Annotated in this window: 21 protein-coding genes and 3 tRNA genes; 10 read left to right on the top strand and 14 right to left on the bottom strand. The window is 66.7% G+C overall.

The window, feature by feature from the left end; translation table 11 throughout:
* Positions 1-5: 5 nt before the first annotated feature.
* The 4 genes from ACFQXB_RS04550 to ACFQXB_RS04565 are packed head-to-tail and all read right to left on the bottom strand — an operon-like array spanning position 6 to position 4,757.
* A complete protein-coding gene (locus ACFQXB_RS04550; RefSeq protein WP_377399803.1) occupies positions 6-1,067 on the bottom strand; it encodes a TRAP transporter substrate-binding protein in 1,062 nt (353 codons plus the stop codon).
* Between the two features lie 19 nt (positions 1,068-1,086).
* Positions 1,087-2,631 carry a TRAP transporter large permease gene (locus tag ACFQXB_RS04555; RefSeq protein ID WP_377399806.1) on the bottom strand — a complete coding sequence of 515 codons (1,545 nt, stop codon included), beginning with the start codon at positions 2,629-2,631 and terminating at the stop codon, positions 1,087-1,089.
* A complete protein-coding gene (locus ACFQXB_RS04560; protein WP_377399808.1) occupies positions 2,621-3,127 on the bottom strand; it encodes a TRAP transporter small permease subunit in 507 nt (168 codons plus the stop codon). Before ACFQXB_RS04560 ends, ACFQXB_RS04555 begins: the two co-directional genes overlap by 11 nt.
* A 22-nt stretch (positions 3,128-3,149) precedes the next feature.
* On the bottom strand, positions 3,150-4,757 hold the full coding sequence (locus ACFQXB_RS04565) for a peptide chain release factor 3 (protein WP_377399810.1): 1,608 nt from the start codon (positions 4,755-4,757) through the stop codon (positions 3,150-3,152).
* Positions 4,758-4,834: 77 nt separating this feature from the next.
* Here ACFQXB_RS04565 and ACFQXB_RS04570 point away from each other — a divergent pair, with 77 nt between their 5' ends.
* On the top strand, positions 4,835-5,251 hold the full coding sequence (locus ACFQXB_RS04570) for a CoA-binding protein (RefSeq protein WP_377399813.1): 417 nt from the start codon (positions 4,835-4,837) through the stop codon (positions 5,249-5,251).
* Positions 5,252-6,190: 939 nt separating this feature from the next.
* On the opposite strand, the gene ACFQXB_RS04575 is transcribed toward ACFQXB_RS04570, so the two are convergent.
* The 3 genes from ACFQXB_RS04575 to hisA all read right to left on the bottom strand — a co-directional run bounded on the left by ACFQXB_RS04575 (position 6,191) and on the right by hisA (position 8,083).
* Positions 6,191-6,514 carry a phosphoribosyl-ATP diphosphatase gene (locus tag ACFQXB_RS04575; RefSeq protein WP_377399816.1) on the bottom strand — a complete coding sequence of 108 codons (324 nt, stop codon included), beginning with the start codon at positions 6,512-6,514 and terminating at the stop codon, positions 6,191-6,193.
* Positions 6,511-7,272: an imidazole glycerol phosphate synthase subunit HisF gene (gene hisF / locus ACFQXB_RS04580; RefSeq protein WP_377399819.1), complete on the bottom strand. Its 762-nt coding sequence runs from the start codon at positions 7,270-7,272 to the stop codon at positions 6,511-6,513. The genes ACFQXB_RS04575 and hisF overlap by 4 nt, the downstream gene beginning before the upstream one ends.
* Before the next feature lie 70 nt (positions 7,273-7,342).
* On the bottom strand, positions 7,343-8,083 hold the full coding sequence (gene hisA / locus ACFQXB_RS04585; protein WP_377399822.1) for a 1-(5-phosphoribosyl)-5-[(5-phosphoribosylamino)methylideneamino]imidazole-4-carboxamide isomerase: 741 nt from the start codon (positions 8,081-8,083) through the stop codon (positions 7,343-7,345).
* A 145-nt stretch (positions 8,084-8,228) separates the two neighbouring features.
* Between hisA and ACFQXB_RS04590 the strand changes: the two genes are divergently transcribed.
* Positions 8,229-8,627 (top strand): DUF2147 domain-containing protein, encoded by a 399-nt coding sequence (locus tag ACFQXB_RS04590; RefSeq protein WP_377399825.1) that lies wholly within the window; start codon positions 8,229-8,231, stop codon positions 8,625-8,627.
* A 567-nt stretch (positions 8,628-9,194) separates the two neighbouring features.
* Here the strand turns inward: ACFQXB_RS04590 and hisH are convergent.
* The 3 genes from hisH to ACFQXB_RS04605 form a co-directional block, all read right to left on the bottom strand.
* Complete coding sequence (gene hisH, locus ACFQXB_RS04595; RefSeq protein WP_377399828.1) at positions 9,195-9,833, bottom strand: imidazole glycerol phosphate synthase subunit HisH; 639 nt, start codon at positions 9,831-9,833, stop codon at positions 9,195-9,197.
* Positions 9,833-10,420 carry an imidazoleglycerol-phosphate dehydratase HisB gene (gene hisB, locus ACFQXB_RS04600; RefSeq protein ID WP_377399831.1) on the bottom strand — a complete coding sequence of 196 codons (588 nt, stop codon included), beginning with the start codon at positions 10,418-10,420 and terminating at the stop codon, positions 9,833-9,835. Before hisB ends, hisH begins: the two co-directional genes overlap by 1 nt.
* A 90-nt stretch (positions 10,421-10,510) precedes the next feature.
* Positions 10,511-10,585, bottom strand: a tRNA-Gly gene (locus tag ACFQXB_RS04605).
* 148 nt (positions 10,586-10,733) lie between these two features.
* Between ACFQXB_RS04605 and ACFQXB_RS04610 the strand changes: the two genes are divergently transcribed.
* The 6 genes from ACFQXB_RS04610 to ACFQXB_RS04635 all read left to right on the top strand — a co-directional run bounded on the left by ACFQXB_RS04610 (position 10,734) and on the right by ACFQXB_RS04635 (position 15,168).
* The gene (locus ACFQXB_RS04610; protein WP_377399834.1) at positions 10,734-11,693 is read left to right on the top strand and encodes a metal ABC transporter solute-binding protein, Zn/Mn family; all 960 of its coding nucleotides are present in this window, start codon (positions 10,734-10,736) and stop codon (positions 11,691-11,693) included.
* Between the two features lie 34 nt (positions 11,694-11,727).
* Positions 11,728-12,498 carry a metal ABC transporter ATP-binding protein gene (locus ACFQXB_RS04615; protein ID WP_377399837.1) on the top strand — a complete coding sequence of 257 codons (771 nt, stop codon included), beginning with the start codon at positions 11,728-11,730 and terminating at the stop codon, positions 12,496-12,498.
* The gene (locus tag ACFQXB_RS04620; RefSeq protein WP_377399840.1) at positions 12,495-13,736 is read left to right on the top strand and encodes a metal ABC transporter permease; all 1,242 of its coding nucleotides are present in this window, start codon (positions 12,495-12,497) and stop codon (positions 13,734-13,736) included. The genes ACFQXB_RS04615 and ACFQXB_RS04620 overlap by 4 nt, the downstream gene beginning before the upstream one ends.
* On the top strand, positions 13,730-14,896 hold the full coding sequence (locus tag ACFQXB_RS04625) for a metal ABC transporter permease (RefSeq protein WP_377399844.1): 1,167 nt from the start codon (positions 13,730-13,732) through the stop codon (positions 14,894-14,896). The genes ACFQXB_RS04620 and ACFQXB_RS04625 overlap by 7 nt, the downstream gene beginning before the upstream one ends.
* A 90-nt stretch (positions 14,897-14,986) precedes the next feature.
* Positions 14,987-15,063 (top strand) — tRNA-Asp (locus tag ACFQXB_RS04630).
* A 28-nt stretch (positions 15,064-15,091) separates the two neighbouring features.
* Positions 15,092-15,168 (top strand) — tRNA-Asp (locus ACFQXB_RS04635).
* Positions 15,169-15,275: 107 nt separating this feature from the next.
* Here the strand turns inward: ACFQXB_RS04635 and gap (ACFQXB_RS04640) are convergent.
* From gap (ACFQXB_RS04640) to tkt, 4 genes are all read right to left on the bottom strand, one after another.
* The gene (gene gap, locus ACFQXB_RS04640) at positions 15,276-16,277 is read right to left on the bottom strand and encodes a type I glyceraldehyde-3-phosphate dehydrogenase (protein ID WP_377399847.1); all 1,002 of its coding nucleotides are present in this window, start codon (positions 16,275-16,277) and stop codon (positions 15,276-15,278) included.
* A 105-nt stretch (positions 16,278-16,382) separates the two neighbouring features.
* Positions 16,383-16,523: a hypothetical protein gene (locus tag ACFQXB_RS04645; protein ID WP_377399850.1), complete on the bottom strand. Its 141-nt coding sequence runs from the start codon at positions 16,521-16,523 to the stop codon at positions 16,383-16,385.
* 29 nt (positions 16,524-16,552) lie between these two features.
* Positions 16,553-17,557 carry a type I glyceraldehyde-3-phosphate dehydrogenase gene (gap, locus tag ACFQXB_RS04650; protein WP_377399853.1) on the bottom strand — a complete coding sequence of 335 codons (1,005 nt, stop codon included), beginning with the start codon at positions 17,555-17,557 and terminating at the stop codon, positions 16,553-16,555.
* Positions 17,558-18,047: 490 nt separating this feature from the next.
* Positions 18,048-20,072: a transketolase gene (gene tkt, locus ACFQXB_RS04655; protein ID WP_377399856.1), complete on the bottom strand. Its 2,025-nt coding sequence runs from the start codon at positions 20,070-20,072 to the stop codon at positions 18,048-18,050.
* Positions 20,073-20,271: 199 nt separating this feature from the next.
* Between tkt and ACFQXB_RS04660 the strand changes: the two genes are divergently transcribed.
* Both ACFQXB_RS04660 and ACFQXB_RS04665 read left to right on the top strand, forming a co-directional pair.
* Positions 20,272-20,760, top strand: a complete 489-nt coding sequence (locus ACFQXB_RS04660; protein WP_377399859.1) for a hypothetical protein — start codon at positions 20,272-20,274, stop codon at positions 20,758-20,760.
* Positions 20,753-21,193 (top strand): cell division protein ZapA, encoded by a 441-nt coding sequence (locus ACFQXB_RS04665; RefSeq protein WP_377399862.1) that lies wholly within the window; start codon positions 20,753-20,755, stop codon positions 21,191-21,193. Before ACFQXB_RS04660 ends, ACFQXB_RS04665 begins: the two co-directional genes overlap by 8 nt.
* Positions 21,194-21,932: the final 739 nt, after the last annotated feature.

Below are 21,932 nucleotides of genomic sequence, written 5' to 3' on the forward strand. Positions count from 1 at the left end.
CCAGGTCAACGACCGGCAAGCAGCGGCTCGAGCATCTCGGCCGAGTAATCCTGCGCCAACGCCAGATAGGCATCATAGCTTTCGCGGACCCGCGCCACATCGGGATGTTCGGCGGCAAGATCGTCCTGAACCTCGGCCCAGGCGCTGCGCATCGCCTCGATCACATCTTCCGGGAAGCGCAGGAACTCGACTCCTTCGGATTTCAGCGCAGCCATCGCAACCGCGTTGTGATAGTCGAAATGCGCGACTGTCTCGTAGCTTGCGGCCTGGGCGGCGGCTTCGCAGATCGCCTGCAGATCGCGGGGAAGTTCGTCCCAGGCCGACTGGTTGAACACGATCGACAGAGCCGCCGCCGGTTCGTTGAAAGCCGGCGTGTAGCACAGGCTGGTGATGCGCTGCAGCCCGAAGGCCTGATCCAGCAGCGGCCCCACCCATTCGGCGGCGTCGATCGCCCCCGATTGCAGCGACTGGAAGATCTCGGTCGCGGGCATCAGCACCGCGTTGACCCCCATCTTGCGGAACACCTCGCCGCCAAGCCCGGCGATGCGCATGTTCAGCCCCTGCAGATCCGCGACGCTGTCGATCCGGCGCTTGAACCAGCCCCCCGACTGGGTGTTGGAATTGCCGGAATAAAGCGCCTTCAACCCGCGCTGGGCATAGATGTCGTCGTAAAGCTCCTGCCCGCCGCCGTGGCGCAGCCAGGCCTGATGTTCGTAGGAGGTCATGCCGAAGGGCACACCGGTGAACCAGTGCAGCGCCGGGTTCTTGCCAGCCGCGTAATAGGACGGGGTGTGGCCGACGGGCACATTGCCCTGCTGCACCGCATCCTCGACCGCGAAGGGTGGCACAAGCTCGCCCGCGGAATAGACGGTAAAGGCCAGCCGCCCGTCCGACATCGCCTCGACCCGTTCGGCGAAGCTGACGACGTTGCCGCCGACGCCGGGCGCATTCTTGGGAAAGCTCGAGGGCAGGTTCCAGCGGATCGTACCCTGCGCCAGCGCCGGCGCGGCCAGGGTGGCAGCCGCGGACAGGCCAGCGCCGCTGGCAAGAAAGGTTCTGCGTTTCATTTCATCTCTCCCGAAGGGTTCAGCCGAAGATCAGCCCGGGCAGCCAGGTGGCCAGTCCGGGAACCGCGATCAGAATGCCCAGTGCAACGAGCTGCAGCAAGACGAAGGGGAGCACACCGCGATAGATATCTGTCGTGGTGATGCTGCGCGGCGCGGCCGAGCGGAAATAGAACAGCGCAAAGCCGAACGGCGGCGTGAGAAACGAGCTTTGCAGGTTCATGGCGATCAGCACACCGAACCAGACCGGCGAGATGTCGGTGCCCAGAATCGCCGGGCCCAGCAGCGGCACGACGATATAGATGATCTCCACCGCCTCGAGGATGAAGCCGAGCAGGAAGATCACCAGCATCACGACGGCCAGCGCCCCCCACTGCCCGCCGGGCAGTTGCGCCATCAGGTTTTCGACCAGCGCCTCGCCGCCAAGGCCGCGGAACACCAGGGCCAGAAGCGAGGCCGCGATGACAATGCCGAAGACCATGCCGGAAATGCGGATCGTCTCGGTCATGGCGCCCTGAAGCATGCCGTTGCGCCACAGCCGGATCGCCGCGACGATCACGCCTGCCGCGATCAGCAGTGCCGCCACCGCCGCCAGAGCCCCGGGTGCCGTGTCAAGCGCCGCCCGCCCGAAACCGGCCATCCGCAGCCCCACCAGCGCGAAGGCCGCAAGCCCCGTGGCCGCGATCACCCGGCGCGCGCCGCGTCCGGGCGCGGCCACGAAGCCTGCCATCAGCAGCGCCCCGATCGCCCCGATCCCGGCCGCTTCGGTCGCGGTGGCGACGCCGGCGAGGATCGAGCCCAGCACCGACAGGATCAGCAGCATCGGCGGCAGGAAGGTCGTGACCATTTCGGCCCAGGTGACGGGCGCGGCGCGGGGCGGTTGCACCGCGCCGCGCGCCGGGCGCAGCGTCACAAGAAGATAGATCGCATAAAGCGTCACCAGCATCAGCCCCGGCACCAGCGCCCCGGCGAAAAGATCGCCGACCGAGACCGGCCGCGGCGCAAAGTTTCCGGCGCGTTGCTGTGCCTCGAGGTAGGTATTGCCGATCTGATCGCCCAGAAGCACCAGCAGGACGGAGGGCGGGATGATCTGGCCCAGCGTCCCGCTTGCGCAGATCAGCCCGCTGGCCTGGCGCTTGGGGATCCCGGCCTCGAGCATCGGCCGCAGCGCGACCAGCACCAGCATCACCACCGTGGCGCCGATGATGCCCGTGGCGGCGGCGATCATGGCGCTGAACAGCAGCACGGAAAGCCCCATGCCGCGTGGGCTGCCACCCATCATCCGCGCGAGCACCCCCAGCATGTTCTCGGCCAGCCGCGCGCGTTCCAGAAGCACGCCCATCAGCACGAACAGCGGCACCGCCATCATCAGGCTGTTGGTCATCACGCCCCAGATCCGGGCCGGGAAGAAGGCGACAAAGCGCAGATCGAAGGCGCCGAACTGGCTGGCCAGCACCGCGATCAGCAGCGGGACGCCCCCGATGGCCAGCATGGCCGGCACGCCGCTCAGGATGCCCGCGAACAGGCCCAGCAACATGAGGATCAGAAAGCCAACCTCAGGTGTCATGCGATGCCTCGCGCGCGGGCGGTGCAAGGACCGCAGCGATCCCTTGCAGGATCATCAGCGCCGCCGCAACCGGCAGCACCGTCTTGACCAGATAAAGCCCGGGAAGGCCGCCGGTTTCCAGCGCGCGTTCGCGGATGCGCCAGCTATAGCTCAGTTCCGGCCAATAGGCCTGGATGGCAAGACCGAAGATCGGGATCAGCAGGAATAGTAGCGCGAGGATATCGGCAATCCGCAGATAGCGCGGCGACATCCGCTCCGACAGAACCTCGACCCGGACATGGCCGCCGCGCGCCAGACAGACCGGCAGGCTGAGGATCAGGAAGATGGCAAAGCTGTAGGTGGCGAGATCCTGCAGGCGCAGGAAGCCCATTCCGAACCCGTAGCGCAACACGACGATGACCAGGATCGACACCACCAGAACCACCCCGGCCAGAAAACAGGCGGCGGTGGTCGCGCGGTCAAGGGCCGCGCAAAAGCCAAGGAAGATCCGTTTCATGGCGCCGCCGGTCCTGTTGCCCTCAGACCATCATTTCCTTGGTCGCAGTCAGCTTCAGGGCCGGATAGTCACGCTCGACCCGGTCGATATCCCACTGCAACCGCGTCAGATAGACCATGTCGCCGTCATGATCGGCGGCGATATGGCCCTTGTTCACGTTCACGAACTTCTCCACCTCGGCCTTCGGCCCGGAAATCCACCGGGCCGAGGTGAACTGCGAGCTTTCGAAGCGCACCGGCAGGCCGTATTCCAGCTCGATCCGGCTGGCGAGCACCTCGAACTGCAGCGCGCCCACGACGCCCACGATGAAGCCCGAGCCGATGATCGGCTTGAAGACCTTGGCCGCACCTTCCTCGGCGAATTGCATCAGCGCCTTTTCCAGATGCTTGGCCTTCATCGGGTCACCCGCGCGAACGTTCTGAAGAAGCTCCGGCGCGAAGGAGGGGATGCCGGTAAAGCGCAGCGCCTCGCCCTCGGTCAGTGCGTCGCCGATGCGCAGCTGACCATGGTTCGGGATGCCGATGATGTCGCCCGCCCAGGCCTCTTCGGCCAGTTCGCGGTCTGCGGCCAGGAACAGGACCGGGTTCGACACGGCCATCGGCTTTTTCGAGCGCACATGCAGCAGCTTCATGCCGCGCTCGAAATGCCCCGAGGCAAGGCGGACAAAGGCCACCCGGTCGCGGTGCTTGGGGTCCATGTTGGCCTGCACCTTGAAGACAAAGCCGGTCACGGACTTTTCCTCGGGCGCGATCTCGCGGCTTTCGCTGCGCTGGATCTGGGGGGGCGGGCCATAGTTGCCGATGCCGTCCATCAGTTCCTTCACCCCGAAGGAATTGATCGCACTGCCGAACCAGATCGGCGTCAGCGTGCCGTCCAGAAACGCCTGCCGGTCGAAGGCGGGCAGCAGTTCGCGCGCCATCTCCAGCTCTTCGCGCAGCTTCTCCAGCAACGCGGCGGGCACATGTTCGGCAAGCTTCGGATCGGACAGCCCCTCGATCTTGATCGATTCCGCCACACGGTTCCGGTCGGCGCGGTCCATCAGTTCCAGCCGGTCGCGCAGGATGTCGTAACAGCCGATGAAGTCGCGCCCCATTCCGATCGGCCAGGAGGCCGGCGTCACGTCGATGGCGAGGTTTTCCTGAATCTCGTCGATGATCTCGAACGTGTCCCGCGCCTCGCGGTCCATCTTGTTGCAGAAGGTCAGGATCGGCAGGTCGCGCAGACGGCAGACCTCGAACAGCTTGCGCGTCTGGCTCTCGACGCCCTTGGCGCCGTCGATCACCATGATCGCCGCATCCACCGCCGTCAGCGTGCGATAGGTGTCCTCGGAAAAATCCGAGTGGCCGGGCGTATCGACGAGGTTGAACCGGAACTGCCCGTAATCGAACGACATCGCCGAGGCCGAGACCGAAATCCCCCGGTCCTTTTCCATCTGCATGAAGTCCGACCGGGTGCGCCGCGCCTCGCCCTTGGCGCGCACCTGACCGGCCATCTGGATCGCGCCGCCGAACAGCAGGAACTTCTCGGTCAGCGTCGTCTTCCCCGCATCGGGATGCGAGATGATGGCGAAGGTGCGGCGCCGGGCGATTTCGGCCGGCAGGGTGGGGCGGTTGTGCGAATGGTCCAGCATGGGCAGGTCTATAGGCCAGGGCAGGGCGCCGTGCAATCGGGGCTTTGCAGATGCGGGAAACGCGCTAAGGTTGGGGGATGGACCAGAATGACATGTTGCTTCGCCAGATCCTGTCCGACTGCCGCACGATCGCGGTCGTGGGGTTTTCCGCCAATCCGATGCGTCCGAGCCATGGCGTCGCGCGCTATCTTGCGCAAGCCGGATACCGGGTGATCCCGGTCAATCCCGGCCATGCAGGGCAGGAGATCGCCGGGATGACCGTCGTGGGGGCGCTTTCGGACATTGCCGAACCTGTGGACATGGTCGACATCTTCCGCCGCTCCGAACATGTGCTGCCCGTGGTGGAAGAGGCGTTGACGCTGCCTGGGTTGAAGTGCGTGTGGATGCAACTGGGCGTAAGAAATGCCGAGGCTGCGGCCCTGGCCCGCGCGCAGGATGTGCAGGTGGTGGAGGATCGCTGCACGAAGATCGAGCACGCGCGGCTTCTGGGCTGAGAGGCCGCGACCGGCGGCTGTTTTTCTGCATTCAGGATCCTGAACGGGCAGCGGCTGCTGCGGCGGATCGGCGGGCGGTCTTCGGGGCACTCCCGCCCGTCTTCGATGCTGGCGCATCTCATCCCGTTGGGCCGGGCCGCGCTGCGCGCGGCGATGGCGCCTTTGACGGGGCGGCGGCGCCTTCAGAGGAGCGGCGTCTGGCGCCCCGGACCTGGGGCGGGCGGGACCTGGGTCCGGATCCCTGCCTGCCGTGTCAGCCCGGGAGATGCGAAGCCGGGGCAGAGGCGCGCCACCGGGTTTTCGGGGCCCGCCCTGATTTCCGGCCGCCAATCCCCTGACGGCTTCACGTGTAGCGAAGCGCGGGCGTCGTGGCGGCGGCCGTGTCGTGACAGCGTTCGATAATCGGGTCGCGCTGATTCAGGCGGTGACGGATGGGCACCTTCAGGACCGGGCGCCTCGGGAATCATCAACATGATCGGTGCCATGAGGCCCGGGGCGCCAGCTCCCGCAGCGTCGTCAGGAACGCGCGCCCTGGCCCGCCGGAAACGCGTGCGCGGCCTGTCCTGGCGGCATGGCCGCGACCGCCAGCTTGGGCAGGATCAGCAGGCCCGGGACCCCCATGGCCTTCGAGGTTTCGTTGCGCGGCAGGATCGGACAATGGCCTGTCCGGGCTGGCTGGCAGCTTTTTGCCAAGGCGGCGGAGAGATCAATTTCCGTGCTCGTCAGTCCGCCGGAGCGCAGGGCGACGAGGGTATCGGAGCATCGCCATGCTGGACGGACAGAGCGTGGGTGCCGCTGCGGAGGGTGAAGGTGGTGCGCGATGGCGTCATTGATCGGGATTCGCCCGGCAGCAGGCCGCCCGGACACCGGGCGCGCGGTTCCGCGTGATCGCACGCCGCGGACCTCGGGCTGTGCCGCAGCCTGTGCCGGGCCGGCCGCTCAGGGGCGGGCAGGCGAGCGGGTGGCCTTTTCGGCGATGCCGGAGGTGCCCTCGCGGCGCTCCAGTTCCGCCAGCACGTCATCAAGGCTCAGATCGCGTGCGGCAAGCATCACGAGCAGGTGGTAGAGCACATCCGCCGCCTCGGAGGTCAGGCGCGCGCGGTCGCCCTTCACCGCCTCGATGATCGCCTCGATGGCTTCCTCGCCGAACTTCTCGGCGCATTTCTCCGGGCCCTTCGCCAACAGCTTGGCGGTCCAGCTTGTGTCGGGATCGGCGCCGCGACGCGTGGCGATCGTGGCGGAGAGACGGTCAAGCGCGGTCATGCGAGCCTCATGGGAATGCCGGCGGCGGCCATATGGGCCTTGGCCTCGGCAATGGTGAAATCGCCGAAATGGAAGATCGAAGCGGCAAGCACGGCGCTGGCGCCGCCCTCGATCACCCCTTCGACAAGATGGTCAAGCGTTCCCACCCCGCCCGAGGCGATTACCGGCACCGGGACGGCATCGGCGATCGCGCGGGTCAGAGGGATGTTGAACCCGGCGCGGGTGCCGTCGCGGTCCATGCTGGTCAGCAGGATCTCGCCCGCGCCCTTGCCCGCAACGGTGCGGGCAAATTCGACCGCGTCGATCCCGGTGGGTTTGCGCCCGCCGTGGGTGAAGATCTCCCATCGGCCGGGTGCGACCGTCTTGGCGTCGATGGCGACCACGATGCACTGGCTGCCGAAATGATCGGCGGCTTCGGCCACCACATCGGGGTTCGCAACGGCGGCCGAATTGAAACTGACCTTGTCGGCGCCTGCCAGCAGCAGCGCCCGAACGTCGGAAACGCTGCGCACACCGCCCCCGACGGTCAGCGGCATGAAGCACTGTTCGGCGGTGCGGGTGACCAGATCGAACATGGTGCCGCGGTTTTCATGTGTGGCGTGGATATCGAGGAAACACAGCTCGTCGGCGCCGGCGGCATCATAGGCGCGGGCGGCCTCGACCGGGTCGCCGGCGTCGATCAGGTCCACGAAGTTGACGCCCTTGACCACGCGGCCATCGGCCACGTCCAGACAGGGAATGATGCGGGTCTTCAGCATGCGTTGCTCCGTTCCTTCAGTCCTTGCGCGGCCTTGCCGATGGCGCCCCTCAGGGGCGCGCTGCCGCCCCTCAGCGTTCGGCCGCGGCGGGACGCGCCCTCAGCGTGGCCAGCGCTTCGGCCAGATCGATCGCGCCGTCGTAAAGCGCGCGCCCCGAGATCGCCCCGGCGATCACCCCGGTATCGCGCAGCGCCACGAGATCGGACATCGACGAGACCCCGCCCGAGGCGATGACCGGGATCGACACGGCGCGGGCCAGTGCCTCGGTCGCCGCGATGTTCGGACCCTGCATCGCGCCGTCGCGGTTGATATCGGTATAGATGATTGCGGCCACGCCGGCATCCTCGAACTGGCGGGCAAGATCGGTGACCATGACATCGGTTTCCTCGGCCCAGCCCCGGGTGGCGACACGGCCGTTGCGGGCGTCGATGCCGACCGCGACCTGGCCGGGAAAGGCGCGTGCCGCCTCGCGCACCAGCGCGGGGTTTTCCACGGCAACAGTGCCAAGGATTACCCGGGCAAGGCCTTTCGACAGCCAGCCCTCGATCGTGGCCATGTCGCGGATCCCGCCGCCCAGCTGCGCGGGAACCTGCACTGCGGCCAGAATCGCCTCGACCGCGGCGGCATTGACCGGCGCGCCGGCGAAGGCGCCGTTCAGATCGACAAGATGCAGCCATTCGCAGCCCGCATCCTCGAAGCTGAGCGCCTGTGCGGCGGGGTTGTCGCTGAACACGGTCGCCTGCTCCATCTCGCCCTTGTAAAGCCGGACGCACTGGCCGTCCTTGAGGTCGATGGCGGGGTAAAGGATCATGGCGGACTCCGGGCTGTTGACGGCGTTGGGCAGGCGGGTTCTGGCACAGCTTGGCGGCTTTGGCAAAGGGGCAAGGCTTCCGCCACGTCAGGCTTTGACGAATCGCGCCGTCTTGGCAGGCTGAACCCCTCGGGGAGGAAACATTATGATACGCAAGTCGCTGATGGCGCTGACCTTGACGGCGCCCCTGATTGCCACGCCCGCCTTTGCCCAGGACCCTGCCGAAGGGATCTGGACCACCCAGCCGGACAACAACGGCAACTATGGCACCGTCCAGATCCTGCCCTGCGAAAACCGGATCTGCGGCGTGCTGACGGGCGCCTTTGATGGTAGCGGTGCCCCGCTCCCGTCCGAGAACATCGGCCGGGCAATCGTCTGGGACATGCAGCCGCGCGGCGACGGCAGCTATGAGAACGGCAAGGTCTTTTCCCCGGATCAGGGGCGGACCTACAACGCCAAGATGGCGCTGCGGGGCGATCAGCTGGGCGTGGCGGGCTGTGTGCTGGGGTTCTGCCGCGAACAGACCTGGACACGGGCCCGCTGAGCCGGGGCGCAGGCAGGCGTGCCCCATTCGGGCGCCGCGCCTGGGGCCCGCGCCGGGACGCCGTGCATGGGACTGCTGGAGTCTCCGGGCGAGCTTCGCGCCGATGCGGGACACCGGCCGGATTCTCGGGACTGCCGGACGCCGACCAAAAGGCAGCGATCGGAGCTTCGGGGTCTTGATGCTGCTTCTGGCGCATCGCCCGTCTTCTTGCCTGGGGGACAATGCGTCCAGGATGCCGGCGTTGCGTGGCCGGCCGGCAACCTGACCCGATCCCGCAAGATCCCCTCGGCCCCCGGCCTGACCGGTTGCGCGTCGCGCGCCCTCCGGAAGCGGGATCTGGGTGGGCGCCTGCCTGCAACGGCGCGGGTCCGGGCCAGGACGGGATGCATCGACGGCTCAAGGAAACGGCGGTCGCTTCACCAGCCTGTGCCCGGGCCAGCTCCTGACGTCGCTCCGCCGGGTCAGGGCCGGCAGGCCGGCCCCACGCGGGGCAGGGCCATCGTGCCGCCGGTCCTGTCAGGCGGCGAAGCAGCGGGTCGGTGCGCCGGAGGACGCCCCGATGCCCGGTCAGGGCGTCCAGCGCAGGAAGTTCGCGATCAGGCGCAGCCCGGCGGTCTGGCTTTTCTCGGGGTGGAACTGGGTCCCGATCATCGTGTCGCGGCCGATGATCGCGGTGATGTCGCCGCCATACTCCACATGGGCCAGACGCTCGGCCGGGTTGGCGGTGCGGAAATGGTAGGAATGCACGAAATAGGCGTGATCCCCGGTGGCAATTCCCTCCAGCACCGGGTGCGGCCGGTCGATCACCAGATCGTTCCAGCCCATGTGGGGCACCTTCAGCGCCGGGTCGGCGGGGGCGATGCGCACGACCTCGCCCTCGATCCAGCCAAAGCCGGGGGTGTCCACATATTCCCGGCCCCAGCTGGCCATCATCTGCATGCCGACGCAGATGCCAAGGAAGGGGCGGCCCTGCCGGGTCACCGCTTCTTCGATGGCGTCAAAAACGCCGCCGGCATCGCCCAGGGCCTTGCGGCAGGCCGGGAAGGCGCCATCGCCGGGCAGCACGATCCGGTCGGCGCGGGCAACATCCTCGGGGCGGGCGCTGACGATGATCTCGCCGCCGCCGGTTTCGATGGCCATGCGCTGGAAGGCCTTTTCGGCGGAATGCAGGTTGCCGCTTTCGTAATCCACCAACACCGTCAGCATTACAGCGCACCCTTGGTCGAGGGAATCGCATCCGCCTTGCGCGGGTCCGTTTCCACCGCCAGCCGGAGCGCGCGGGCGACGGCCTTGAAGGCGGCCTCGGCGATGTGGTGGCTGTTCAGCCCATGCAACCGGTCCAGATGCAGGGTGATACCGCCGTGGGTGGCAAAGGCCTGAAAGAACTCTCGCACCAGTTCGCTGTCGAACCGGCCGATCTGCGCCGTGGGAAACTCGACGTTCCACACCAGATAGGGCCGCCCCGACAGATCCAGCGCGCAGCGGATCTGGGCATCATCCATCGGCAGGTGGCATTCGCCATAGCGCCGGATGCCGCGCTTGTCGCCAAGTGCCTGCGCCAGCGCCTGACCCAGCGCAATGCCCGTATCCTCGACCGTGTGGTGATCGTCGATATGCAGATCGCCCGTGGCGCGGATGGTCATGTCGATCAGGGAGTGGCGCGCAAGCTGATCCAGCATGTGATCGAAGAACCCGATGCCGGTGGCATTGTCATAGGTTCCGGTTCCGTCAAGGTTGACGGTCACGCTGATGTCGGTTTCTGCCGTCTTGCGGGTGATGGTTGCCTGGCGCATGTCGTCCCCTGCGATGTTTGGCGCGTTATAGGCCGCAGGCCCCGGCAGGGGAAGAGGCTGACGCCATCCATCTGTCATCGGTGGGAAGATTGGAGCGGGCGATGAGATTCGAACTCACGACCCTAACCTTGGCAAGGTTATGCTCTACCCCTGAGCTACGCCCGCGCTCCGGAGGCCGATCTACGGCGGTTTCGCGACGGTGGCAAGAGGAAAATGCAGCGATCTCCGCAGATGGATGATAATGAGAATGATTTGCAATTGCATTCCTCTCCGCGCGTGCTATCTCTTCCGCGAAGCAGAACAGGAGCGTTTCATGAACAGGGCCTTTGCCACAACCGCCGCCTTCGTCCTTGCCGGGGGGGCGGCCTGGGCCGAGCCGCCGCGCGTCCTTGCGACCGTGGGCATGATTGCCGATGTCGCGGCCGAAGTCGCCGGCCCCTGTGTCGCGGTCGAGGCGCTGATGGGGCCGGGAATCGATCCGCATCTGTATCAGCCCACGGCGGGGGACGTCGGGCGCATGCAGCGGGCCGAGGCGATTTTCTATGTCGGGTTGGGGCTTGAGGGCCAGCTTGGCACGGTTCTGGGCCGACTTGCCGACAGCCGCAGCACGCTTTCCGTGGGCGAGGCCATTGCCGAAACCGCCGACCTGCTGGAAACCGATGGCGGTTATGGTGTCGATCCGCATCTGTGGATGGATGTGCAGCTGTGGACCAGCGCGATCCCCGCGATCCGCACCCAGCTTGCGCAGCTGGCGCCCGGGTGCGACGGCCTTGACGAGCGGGCGGATGCCTATGCGGCGCAGCTTGCCGCGTTGCACGGCTGGGTCGGGGAAAGCATCGCCAGCATCCCCGAGGAGGCCCGTGCCCTTGTTACCGCTCATGACGCCTTCGGCTATTATGCCCGCGCCTATGGCATCACGGAAATCGCGCTTCAGGGCCTGACCACCGAAGCCGAGGCCAGCATCGCTGACATCCGCGAAACCGCCGACGAAGTGGCGCGGCGTGGGGTGCCGGCGGTCTTTGTCGAAAGCACGATCAACCCGCGCAGCATCGAGGCGTTGCGGGGCGCCCTGCGCGATCGTGGCCACAACGTCGCACTGGGGGGCGAGCTTTACTCCGATGCGATGGGCGAGGCCGGAACCGCCGAGGGCACCTATATCGGCATGATACGGGCCAATACCCTTGCGATCACCACCGCGCTGGGCGGAACCCCCGCGGCCTGGCCCGATGCGTTGGCCGGGTGGTCGGCGCAATGGGGCCTTGGCAATCCTTGACCCGCGGCGCATCCTCAGCCGGAAGGAGCCGACCATGACCCCCGCCAAGGCCGCTTTGCACGAACCCGATCTCGCCCTGCATGTCGAGGATCTGACCGTCAGTTATCACCGCAAGCCGGTGCTCTGGGATATTGATCTGGACATACCGCCGGGGGTCATGGCGGCCATCGTCGGGCCGAACGGGGCGGGGAAATCCACGCTCATCAAGGCGGCGCTGGGGCTAGTGCGGCCGGTGGCCGGGCATGTGCGGTTCTTCGGACAGACCTACGGCAGTGTGCGCCGCCGCGTGGGCTATGTGCCGCAACGCTCCAGCGTCGACTGGGATTTTCCGACCACCGTGCTTGATGTGGTCACGATGGGGCTTTATGGCCAGCTTGGCTGGTTCCGCCGCCCCGGCCGCGCCGAACGTGCCCGGGCCCTTGCCGCGCTTGAACAGGTGGGGATGCAGGATTTCGCCGCCCGCCAGATCAGCCAGCTTTCCGGTGGTCAGCAGCAGCGGGTGTTCATCGCCCGCGCGCTGGTTCAGGAGGCCGACATCTATTTCCTGGACGAGCCGATGGCCGGGGTCGATGCAACCACCGAACGGGCGATCGTGGCGCTGCTCAAGGGGTTGCGCGATGCGGGGCGCACGGTGGTGGTGGTGCATCACGACCTGCAGACGGTGCGCCGCTATTTCGACTGGCTGGTGATGCTGAACGTGCGCGTGATCGCGCAGGGCCCGGTGGCCGAGGTTTATACCGCCGACAATCTGCGCCGCACCTATGGCGGCCAGATCGCCCTGCTGGGTCCGGATGGGGCGCCATGACAGCCGTGATGCCGCTCTGGTCGCTGTTGCAGGATTTCACCGTGCAGACGGTGCTCCTGGGCGCGGTGCTGTTGGGCATCGTCAGCGGGATCCTGGGCGCCTTCGCCGTGCTGCGCGGCCAAAGCCTGATGGGCGATGTGCTGTCGCATGCGGCTCTGCCGGGGATCTGCCTTGGCTTTCTGGTTGCGGGCAGCCGGCATCTGGGCAGTCTCCTGACCGGCGCGTTCCTGACCGGAGCGCTGGCGGCGGTCACGGTGCTGTGGCTGCGCCGCACGACCCGGCTGAAGATGGACGCGGCGCTGGGCATCGTTCTGGGCCTGTTCTTTGCAGCGGGCGTGGTGCTGCTGACCTTCATCCAGACCAGTCGTGGCGCGGGGCAGGCGGGGCTGAACAGCTTCCTTTTCGGCCAGGCGGCAGCGATGCTGCGATCGGATCTCTGGATCATGGGCGGGGTGACGCTGGGGGCGATGCTGATCCTTCTGGCCTTCTGGAAAGAGTTCAAGCTGGTTACCTTCGATCCGGGCTTTGCCACCACCGCCGGGCTGCCGGTGCTGGCGCTTGACCTCGCGCTCACCGTGATGATCGCGCTGGCGATCGTCGTCGGCCTGCAGATGGTGGGGGTGGTGCTGATGACGGCCATGATCATCGCCCCCGCCGCCGCGGCCCGGCAATGGGTGAACCGGCTCGAGTCGATGGTGATCCTTTCGGCGGTGTTCGGAGTCTCGGCAGGCGTTGCCGGTGCGGGGATCAGCGCGGCGGGGCGCGGCCTTTCCACGGGGCCGCTGATCGTGCTGGCCGCCTCGGCGATCGTGCTGGTGTCGGTCCTTCTTGCGCCGGGGCGCGGGCTGGTCTGGGTGGCACTGCGCGACTGGCGCGCCGCGCGTCGGTTGCGGGCGCGCCAGGTGCTGCTGACACTCGACCGGCTGGCGCGTGCCCATGCCCGCGAGGATTTCCGCAGCGATGAGGGGCTTGTCGATGCCTATCACGGGCGCCGCACCCGCCGCGCGCTGCGCGCCTTGGCTGAGAGGGGCGATATCCGCGCCGTTCGCCACGGCCCCGAGGATCAGACCCATTGGGAACTGACCGACGCCGGCCGCGCCCGGGCCGCCGCCCTTCACCTTGAGGAAGAGGACGCCGCCATGCCGCGCCGGGATGTATCGCAGGACGGGAATCGCGGCCCAGACGCGGGCACCGGGCGGCAGCCCGTCCGGACCCCGCGCGGAGGGGCGGGATGCTGACGTGGTTTTTCAACGACGTTGCGGCAATGATCGTGGCCACCGGCGCGCTGGTGGGGGCGGGGTCGGCGCTGCTCGGGGTGTTTCTGGTGCTGCGCGGGGCGGGAATGCTGACCCATGCGATCAGCCATTCGATCCTTCTGGGCATTGTCATCGCCTGGATGCTGAGCGGGCAGACCTCGGGGCCCTTCGTGCTGGCGGCGGCGGCGCTCGCGGGGCTTTTGTCGGTGGTCATGACCGAGGCGCTGGCGCGGTCGAACCTGGTGCGGATGGATGCGGCGATCGGCCTGGTCTTTCCGGCGCTTTTCGCCCTGGGGGTGCTGCTGATCAGCCTCAATGCGCGCAATGTCCATCTGGATGAACATGCGGTGCTGCTGGGCGAAATCGGCTTTGTCTGGCTGGATACGGTGCAGCTGGGCGGCCATGGCGTGCCGCGCGCGATGCTGGCGGTGGGGACGCTGACGCTCCTCAATCTGCTGTTCGTGACATTGTTCTACAAGGAGCTGAAGCTCGCCAGCTTTGACGCGGCCCTTGCCCATGCGCTGGGCTTCGCGCCCGGGATCCTGTTCTACGCCCTCCTTGGTCTGACCAGCGCCACCGCGGTGGCAAGCTTTGATGCGGTCGGCGTGGTGCTGTTTCTGGCCTTCGTGATCGTGCCGCCCTCGGCGGCCCTTCTGTTGACCGACCGGTTGTGGCTGGTGATTCTGCTTTCGGTGCTGATGGCGGTGGGTTCAAGCCTTGCGGGATATCTTCTCGCCGTGCGCTGGAATGTCTCGATCGGGGGAATGATGGCGCTGATGACGGGGCTTTGCCTGGTGGCGGCGCTGCTGGCCGGGCCGCGTCACGGGGTGATCGCCCGGCAGTTGCGTCAACGCGGTCAGCGGGCCGAGAATGACGCGCGCTCGCTTGTCGCGCATCTTTACAACCATGAGGCTGGCCCCGAAGCCGCCGAGGAAAACACCGTCCGTGCGCTGCACGATCACCTGCTCTGGTCCGAGGCGCAGGCTCGCCGCGTGATCCTGCACGGCCTTGATCGCGGGCTTGTCGAACGGCGGGGCGAGGCGCTTCATCTGACGCCCAAGGGCCGCGCGGTCGCCTTCCAGATCTTCGAGCCCTGGCGCCGTGGCGACGAGGCCGAAGCGGCGCAGGAAATTCGCGGCTGATGCGTTTTTTCGCGCCGGATGTGCTTGACGCCGCCGGGCAGTCTGCATATTACCTCCCCACGTTCGGAGGCGATCCGGACGGGTGGACACGCGGTTGTAGCTCAGTCGGTTAGAGTACCGGCCTGTCACGCCGGGGGTCGCGGGTTCGAGCCCCGTCAACCGCGCCACCACCGGATCGCCCGAACGTGTAGATGCGCGGTTGTAGCTCAGTCGGTTAGAGTACCGGCCTGTCACGCCGGGGGTCGCGGGTTCGAGCCCCGTCAACCGCGCCATTTTCTTCCACCGACCGAACAGCTGCACGTGCCCTCGCGGGGACCCGCCCGTGGCAGGCAGGGCCCATAGTTATGATCGGCCGGCCCCGTCCAGGGGCCGTCACAGGTCAGAGCAGTTTGCCCATCACCACCGCCGTGTCGGCCATCCGGTTTGAAAACCCCCATTCGTTATCGTACCAGGCGAGGATCCGGCACAGTGACCCCTCCATCACCTTGGTCTGATCGAGGTGGAACACTGAAGAATGCGGGTCGTGGTTGAAATCCGCGCTGACGTTCGGCGCATCGGTATAGCCGAGCACACCGGACATCGGCCCGTCCGCAGCCTGTCGCACGGCGGCGTTGATCTCCTCGACGCTCGTGTCGCGGGTTGCCTCGAAGGTCAGATCCACGACCGACACGTTCGGCGTAGGAACACGGATCGCGACCCCATCCAGTTTGCCGTTCAGTTCCGGAAGAACAAGGCCCACCGCCTTCGCGGCACCCGTTGACGTGGGGATCATGCTGAGCGCGGCCGCGCGGGCGCGGTAGAGATCCTTGTGCAGCGTGTCCAGCGTGGGCTGGTCGCCGGTATAGCTGTGGATCGTGGTCATGAAACCACGGCGAATGCCGACAGCATCGTTCAGCACCTTTGCCACCGGGGCAAGGCAGTTGGTCGTGCAGGAGGCATTCGACACGACAAGATCGTCGCGCGTCAGCGTATCATGGTTCACGCCATAGACGATGGTCTTGTCCGCGCCTTTTGACGGGGCCGACACCAGCACCCGTTTTGCGCCGCTTTTCAGGTATACTGCCGCCTTGTCACGTTCGGTGAAGATCCCGGTGCATTCCAGAACGATATCCACATGCCCCCAGGGCAACTCGGCCGGATCGCGGATGGCGGTCACCTCGATCGGGCCCCGGCCAACGTCGATCGTGCTTTCGCTGGTGATGACCTTGCCGGGAAAGCGCCCGTGAACGCTGTCGAAACGCAGAAGATGGGCATTCGTCTCGACCGGGCCAAGATCGTTGATGGCCACCACCTCGAGATCGGTGCGGCCGCTTTCGATGATCGCGCGCAGCACGTTGCGCCCGATGCGGCCGAAGCCGTTGATAGCCACTTTGACGGTCATGGGCATTCTCCCTTCGCAACCAGCGGAAGGTCCGGCGCGACATGCGCCGGACGTTACCGCTAACATCGGCATTCTGCCGAAAAGGTCAACCGGGGGGCGCCAGAATCAGCGCCAGAAGGCAAGATACTCCACAAACGAATCAAGCCGGCGCGCCAGGAAAACCAGCACACCGGCATCGAAGATCAGGTCGGCCGCGATGGCCATGACAATCAGGCTACCCACGCCAAAGGCAATCCGGTCGGTCATCGCTCCCTCTCAGGGGGCGTGCAGCCCCGTCAGTTCAGCAGGCGCCCCATCGCCGCGGCCACGTCGGCCATGCGGCAGGAAAAGCCCCACTCGTTGTCATACCAGGCCAGCACGCGCACCGTGCGGCCGCCGACGACCTTGGTCTGGTCCGGGGCGAAGATAGACGAAAACGAGGTGTGGTTGAAGTCGATCGAGACCTTCGGCTCGGGATCATAGGACAGAACCGCGCCCATGTGACCGGCGGCTGCTTCACGCACAACCTCGTTCACGTCGGCGACAGTGACATCGCGCTTGGCCTCGAAGGTCAGATCCACCGCGCTGACGTTCGGGGTGGGCACCCGCATCGCCGTCCCGTCCAGGCGGCCGGCAAGCTCCGGCAGAACTTCGCCGATCGCCTTGGCCGCGCCGGTCGAGGTGGGGATCATTGCCATGGCGGCAGCGCGGGCGCGGTAAAGATCCTTGTGCCGGCGGTCGAGCGTGGGCTGATCGCCCGTATAGCTGTGGATCGTGGTCATGATGCCGCGTTCGATCCCGATGGCGTCGTTCAGGACCTTTGCCAGCGGCGCAAGGCAGTTGGTGGTGCAGGACCCGTTCGACACGACCAGATCGCCGACCGTAAGGCTGCGATGATTCACACCATAGACGATGGTCTTGTCCGCATTCTTGGCCGGTGCCGAAACGAGCACGCGCTTCGCGCCCCGCTCCAGATGCACCGCCGCCTTGTCGCGATCGTTGAACTTGCCGGTGCATTCCAGCACGACATCGCAACCCGACCAGTCAAGCTCCATCGGATCATAGCTCGACATCATCTCCATCGGCCCGCGGCCGAGGTCCATGGTCGTGCCCTTGACCCGGATCTGGCCCGGAAAGCGGCCATGAACACTGTCGTACTTGAGCAGATGGGCATTGGTCTCGATCGGGCCGGTGGCGTTGATCTTGACCACCTGCACATCGTTGCGGCCGCTCTCGGCGATATGCGCCAAGGTGCAGCGTCCGATCCGTCCAAAGCCGTTGATACCGATGGTAATCGTCATGTGTCCCCTCGTACTCCGGTGTCGCGCCTCGGGCTTCATATAGGCAGGGGCGCCTCTATGGAAAGCGGAAAACGCAGATTTGCCAGCATGTTAGCGCAAACCTGCGATGTTGGCGCTAACCGTGGCAGGCCTTGCGCAGCTTTGGGCGCTAACAGTCGCGATCCATGGACGGGCTTCGGGGCGGCGCTTGTCGATCGATAGGCCCGCGCTCGGGGCCGGCGGTGCAGGGCCGCAGTCGTGCTGGCAGAACGCTTGTCGCGCGCCGCACCTGCCGCGCAGCGAGCCATCCAGGGTGGCTCCCGTAGGCGCAACAGTCATTTGCCCGGGGTTCGCAGCGACCCTTCTGACATCCGGCCGGTCAAGCCCAGCCACCAAGCGGCATCTTCCTTCCGTCCGAAGTGGAAAGGCCCGCGCAAGGCGCGGGCCTGGCCCAACGGGATGAACCCGCGTCAGCGGGAGAAGACGGGCGGGAGCGCCGCCCCCCCGGCCGTCACTGGCCCAGCAGGTCCTTGACCTTGGCGACCGTGGCTTCCGCTGTGATCCCGAACTCCTTGTAGAGAAGCTCTGCCGGGGCCGAGGCGCCGAAGCGCTCCATGCCGATGAAGCCTGCCTTGGCCTCGCGGCCGCGCTCGCCCAGCAGCCAGCGGTCCCAGCCAAAGCGCTGTCCTGCCTCGATTGCAACGCGCACCGGACCGGCGGGCAACACCCGACGGCGATAGCTTTCAGGCTGGCAATCGAACAGCTCCCAGCACGGCATCGAAACGACACGGGTGCCGATTCCCTCGGCCTCCAGCATCTCGCGCGCCTGAAGGGCGATTTCCACTTCTGACCCGGTTGCCATCAGGATCGCCTGCCGCTTGCCGGTCGCCTCGGCCAGAACATAGGCGCCCTGGGCGGTCAGGTTCTTGTTCGTATGGCTGGTGCGCACGGTGGGCAGGTTCTGACGGCTGAGCGCCAGGATCGACGGCGTGGCCTTGGTGCTCAGCGCCAGTTCCCAGGCTTCGGCGGTCTCGACCGTGTCGGCGGGGCGGAACACCCAGGTGTTCGGCGTGGCGCGGCACAATGCCAGATGCTCGACCGGCTGGTGAGTGGGCCCGTCTTCGCCCAGCCCGATCGAGTCATGCGTCATCACATAGACAACCGGCACGCCCATCAGCGCCGAAAGCCGCATTGCGCCGCGCGCGTAGTCGGTGAAGCAGAAGAAGGTGCCGCCATAGGGCCGCACGCCGCCATGCTGCACCATCCCGTTCATCGCCGCCGCCATACCGTGTTCGCGGATGCCATAGTGGATATAGCGGCCCTTGCGGTTTGCGGGCTCGAACACCCCAAGATCCCTTGTCTTGGTGTTGTTCGATCCGGTCAGATCGGCCGAGCCGCCGATGGTTTCCGGCACCACCGGGTTCACAACCTCAAGCACCATTTCGCTGGCCTTGCGCGTCGCAACCTTGGGTTGGGTTTCGCTGATCTGCTTCTTGAGGGCCCGGATGGCCGCAGCAAGCTTGCGCGGCGGCTCCAGCGAAAGCTGGCGCTTGAATTCGGCTTGCCGGGCCGGGGGCAGGGCGGCCACCCGCTCTTCCCAGGCGTGCCGGGCTTCGGCGCCACGGCTGCCGATCGCTTCCCAGGCCGCCTTGATATCGGCGGGGATCACGAAGGCCTCATGCGGCCAGCCGTAGATTTCCCGGACCGCCGCGATTTCTTCGGCGCCAAGAGGCGAGCCATGCGCGCTGGCGCTGTCCTGCTTCTTGGGACTGCCAAAGCCGATATGGGTCTTGCAGTCGATCAGCACCGGGCGGTCCGATTGCTTGGCCTCGGTCATGGCGCGGTCGATATCGGCCGGATCATGGCCGTCGCAATGAAGAACCGTCCAGCCCGCGGCCGCGAACCGTGCCCGCTGGTCGGTAATGCAGGATTTCGAGATCTCGCCGTCGATCGAGATGTTGTTGTTGTCCCACAGCACGATCAGGCGCGACAGTTTCTGCATGCCGGCCAGGCCGATTGCCTCGTGGCTGATGCCCTCCATCAGGCATCCGTCACCGGCGATGACCCAGGTGTGATGGTCCACGACCTTCTTGCCGAACCGTGCGCGCAGCGCCTCTTCGGCAATGGCAAAGCCGACGGCCGCCGAAATGCCCTGGCCCAGCGGCCCGGTCGTGGTTTCGATTCCCTTGGCATAGCCGTATTCCGGGTGGCCTGCGGTCTTGGCATGCCACTGGCGGAAACGCTTGATTTCCTCGATCGGCATGTCGGGCGATCCGGTGAGGTGCAGCAGCGCATAAAGCAGCATCGAGCCGTGACCGGCCGAAAGAATGAAGCGGTCGCGGTCCGGCCAGTCCGGGTTCTTCGCGTCGAACTTCAGGTGCTTTTCGTAAAGGACTGTCGCCACGTCGGCCATGCCCATCGGCATGCCGGGATGGCCGGAATTGGCTGCCTGCACGGCGTCCATCGCCAGCGCACGGATCGCGCAAGCCTTGTTCCAGTGGTCAGGGTGCTTTTCGCGCAGGGTTTGGATGTCCAAGGGTTCAATCCTTCGGCTGGGGGCAGAGCTTGGCGCTAGATACCAACCTGCGGGCAAAGTTCAAGCGCGGGGCGCCGCGCATCCGGTCAAAAGGGTGCGCAAAGGGTGCGTTCTGTGGAATATACGGGGCAAAGTAACCGAAATCCCGATTCGCGCTGCGCTTTTGCGGTGCGAGAACAAGAAAGGGAGCCAGGCAGACGTGACTGACCTTGCCGAACTCGAGGGGCGCATCACCATGGCGCTCGATCGTATTGCCCTGGGGCTGGAGGCGCTGCCCTCCGTCCCCGCCTCGTCCGGATCCGCCGAGCAGGATCTGCCCGTTCTGCAACAGGCGCTGGAGGCGGAGCGCGACGAAAGCAATCGCCTTGCACGAGAGATCGAGGACCTGCGCCACCACCTGGCGCAGCAGGATGGCGCGTCGGAAGAACGGGCGCGGCTCGCGGCGCAGCTTGAGGTTCACGGCCGGGAAATCCAGCGCCTGCGCCGCGCCAACGGCCATGTGCGCCAGGTGATCGGCCGCCTGCGTGCCGCCCTGGAAGCGCGTGTATCGGATCCGCAACTTGTCAACGAGGCAATGGCCGCCGAGCTTGAGGCGCTGCAGGCCGCCCGTTCGGTTGACCTTGCCGAGATCGACGAAATCCTCGCGGAACTCGACCCGCTTGTTGAAGGGGGGCCGGCCCGTGGCTGACGTGACGATAAACATCGGTGGCAAGCAGTTCGACGTCGCCTGCCAGGATGGAGAAGAGGATCTGCTTCACGCCGCGGCCTCTCTTCTCGATGCCGAGGCCGAGGCGCTGCGGGCACAGGTCGGGCGGATGCCCGAGGCGCGGATGCTTCTGATGGCGGGGCTGATGCTGGCCGACAAGACTGCTGCCATGACCGACCGGATGCGGCAGCTGGAGGCGGAACTGGGGCAAGCGCAACAACGGATCGCACTTCTGGAAAACCAGCCAAAGCCCACGCCCGAGCGGATCGAGGTGCCGGTGATCCCGCGTCATGTGCATGACACGCTGGCCGAGCTTGCGGCGCGAAGCGAGGCGCTCGCCGCAGCCGTGGAGGATCGCGTGCGCGAAGCAAATGCCACCCTGGACCCCGAGGAGAGCCCCGCGCGCGAAACCTGATACCGCAGCGCCGGTGGCCGAGGGCCGCGACGGTTCTTCGTGTCCCCGTGCGCCTGTGTCGTCAGCGGTGGCGACCGGATGCTTCCGATCCGGTGAACAGCTTCATGTCCGGCGCGGAGGGGCACCCCGGGATGCGACGAACACCCGCTCGGAACCGGGGCCTCCTGTCCCGCGGGCGGCCCGGATCCGATGTTTCGCGCAGGCACCGATCTCGTCACAAGCGATCATGACGGCCGTCCGGCCCCTGCCGCGCCCGGGGCCATTCTTGTACTGCTCGGCCGCCCGAAGCCGGCGTCCGACACGCAAAGCCCGGAACGCCTCCGGTTCGGCTCGGGCCGCAGCGCGCCGGGCCGGGTGGCAGGCCTCCCGCGCCTCCACCGTCAGCGTGACGTTGTCGCTCGGCTTGCCTTCCGGACGAAGGCAGAAAGGCAGGCGGATCGTCGGCACACACGCCGTATTTCAGTCAGGTCGGCCCCTTGAGGGGACGACACGCCAGACGCGCGGACGCATACCGCCGAAAGGGCACATTGCCGGCCGGGATCAGGAACTCGCGCCTCCGGCTGCGCTGGCCTCGGGCATGGCGCCACGCCGGCCGCCCAGGCTCAGGGGGATCTCCGAAACACTTGCACGTCACGCAACCGCCGCGCGCGTAGCGCGCGGCTTGGCCCAACGGGATGAGGTGCGCCAGCGCCGAAGACGGGCGGGAGCGCTTGGCCCGGCGTCATGCGCCCCCGCAAGG

The sequence above is a fragment of the Halodurantibacterium daqingense genome, from assembly GCF_042666235.1.
Classification (GTDB): Bacteria; Pseudomonadota; Alphaproteobacteria; order Rhodobacterales; family Rhodobacteraceae; genus Halodurantibacterium; species Halodurantibacterium daqingensis.

Excerpts from the sequence above, each read along its gene's own strand:
- ACFQXB_RS04550 (WP_377399803.1), bottom strand. The coding sequence starts at position 1,067 with ATGAAACGCAGAACCTTTCTTGCCAGCGGCGCTGGCCTGTCCGCGGCT.
- ACFQXB_RS04555 (WP_377399806.1), bottom strand. The coding sequence starts at position 2,631 with ATGACACCTGAGGTTGGCTTTCTGATCCTCATGTTGCTGGGCCTGTTC.
- ACFQXB_RS04560 (WP_377399808.1), bottom strand. The coding sequence starts at position 3,127 with ATGAAACGGATCTTCCTTGGCTTTTGCGCGGCCCTTGACCGCGCGACC.
- ACFQXB_RS04565 (WP_377399810.1), bottom strand. The coding sequence starts at position 4,757 with ATGCTGGACCATTCGCACAACCGCCCCACCCTGCCGGCCGAAATCGCC.
- ACFQXB_RS04570 (WP_377399813.1), top strand. The coding sequence starts at position 4,835 with ATGGACCAGAATGACATGTTGCTTCGCCAGATCCTGTCCGACTGCCGC.
- ACFQXB_RS04575 (WP_377399816.1), bottom strand. The coding sequence starts at position 6,514 with ATGACCGCGCTTGACCGTCTCTCCGCCACGATCGCCACGCGTCGCGGC.
- hisF (WP_377399819.1), bottom strand. The coding sequence starts at position 7,272 with ATGCTGAAGACCCGCATCATTCCCTGTCTGGACGTGGCCGATGGCCGC.
- hisA (WP_377399822.1), bottom strand. The coding sequence starts at position 8,083 with ATGATCCTTTACCCCGCCATCGACCTCAAGGACGGCCAGTGCGTCCGG.
- ACFQXB_RS04590 (WP_377399825.1), top strand. The coding sequence starts at position 8,229 with ATGATACGCAAGTCGCTGATGGCGCTGACCTTGACGGCGCCCCTGATT.
- hisH (WP_377399828.1), bottom strand. The coding sequence starts at position 9,833 with ATGCTGACGGTGTTGGTGGATTACGAAAGCGGCAACCTGCATTCCGCC.
- hisB (WP_377399831.1), bottom strand. The coding sequence starts at position 10,420 with ATGCGCCAGGCAACCATCACCCGCAAGACGGCAGAAACCGACATCAGC.
- ACFQXB_RS04610 (WP_377399834.1), top strand. The coding sequence starts at position 10,734 with ATGAACAGGGCCTTTGCCACAACCGCCGCCTTCGTCCTTGCCGGGGGG.
- ACFQXB_RS04615 (WP_377399837.1), top strand. The coding sequence starts at position 11,728 with ATGACCCCCGCCAAGGCCGCTTTGCACGAACCCGATCTCGCCCTGCAT.
- ACFQXB_RS04620 (WP_377399840.1), top strand. The coding sequence starts at position 12,495 with ATGACAGCCGTGATGCCGCTCTGGTCGCTGTTGCAGGATTTCACCGTG.
- ACFQXB_RS04625 (WP_377399844.1), top strand. The coding sequence starts at position 13,730 with ATGCTGACGTGGTTTTTCAACGACGTTGCGGCAATGATCGTGGCCACC.
- gap (WP_377399847.1), bottom strand. The coding sequence starts at position 16,277 with ATGACCGTCAAAGTGGCTATCAACGGCTTCGGCCGCATCGGGCGCAAC.
- ACFQXB_RS04645 (WP_377399850.1), bottom strand. The coding sequence starts at position 16,523 with ATGACCGACCGGATTGCCTTTGGCGTGGGTAGCCTGATTGTCATGGCC.
- gap (WP_377399853.1), bottom strand. The coding sequence starts at position 17,557 with ATGACGATTACCATCGGTATCAACGGCTTTGGACGGATCGGACGCTGC.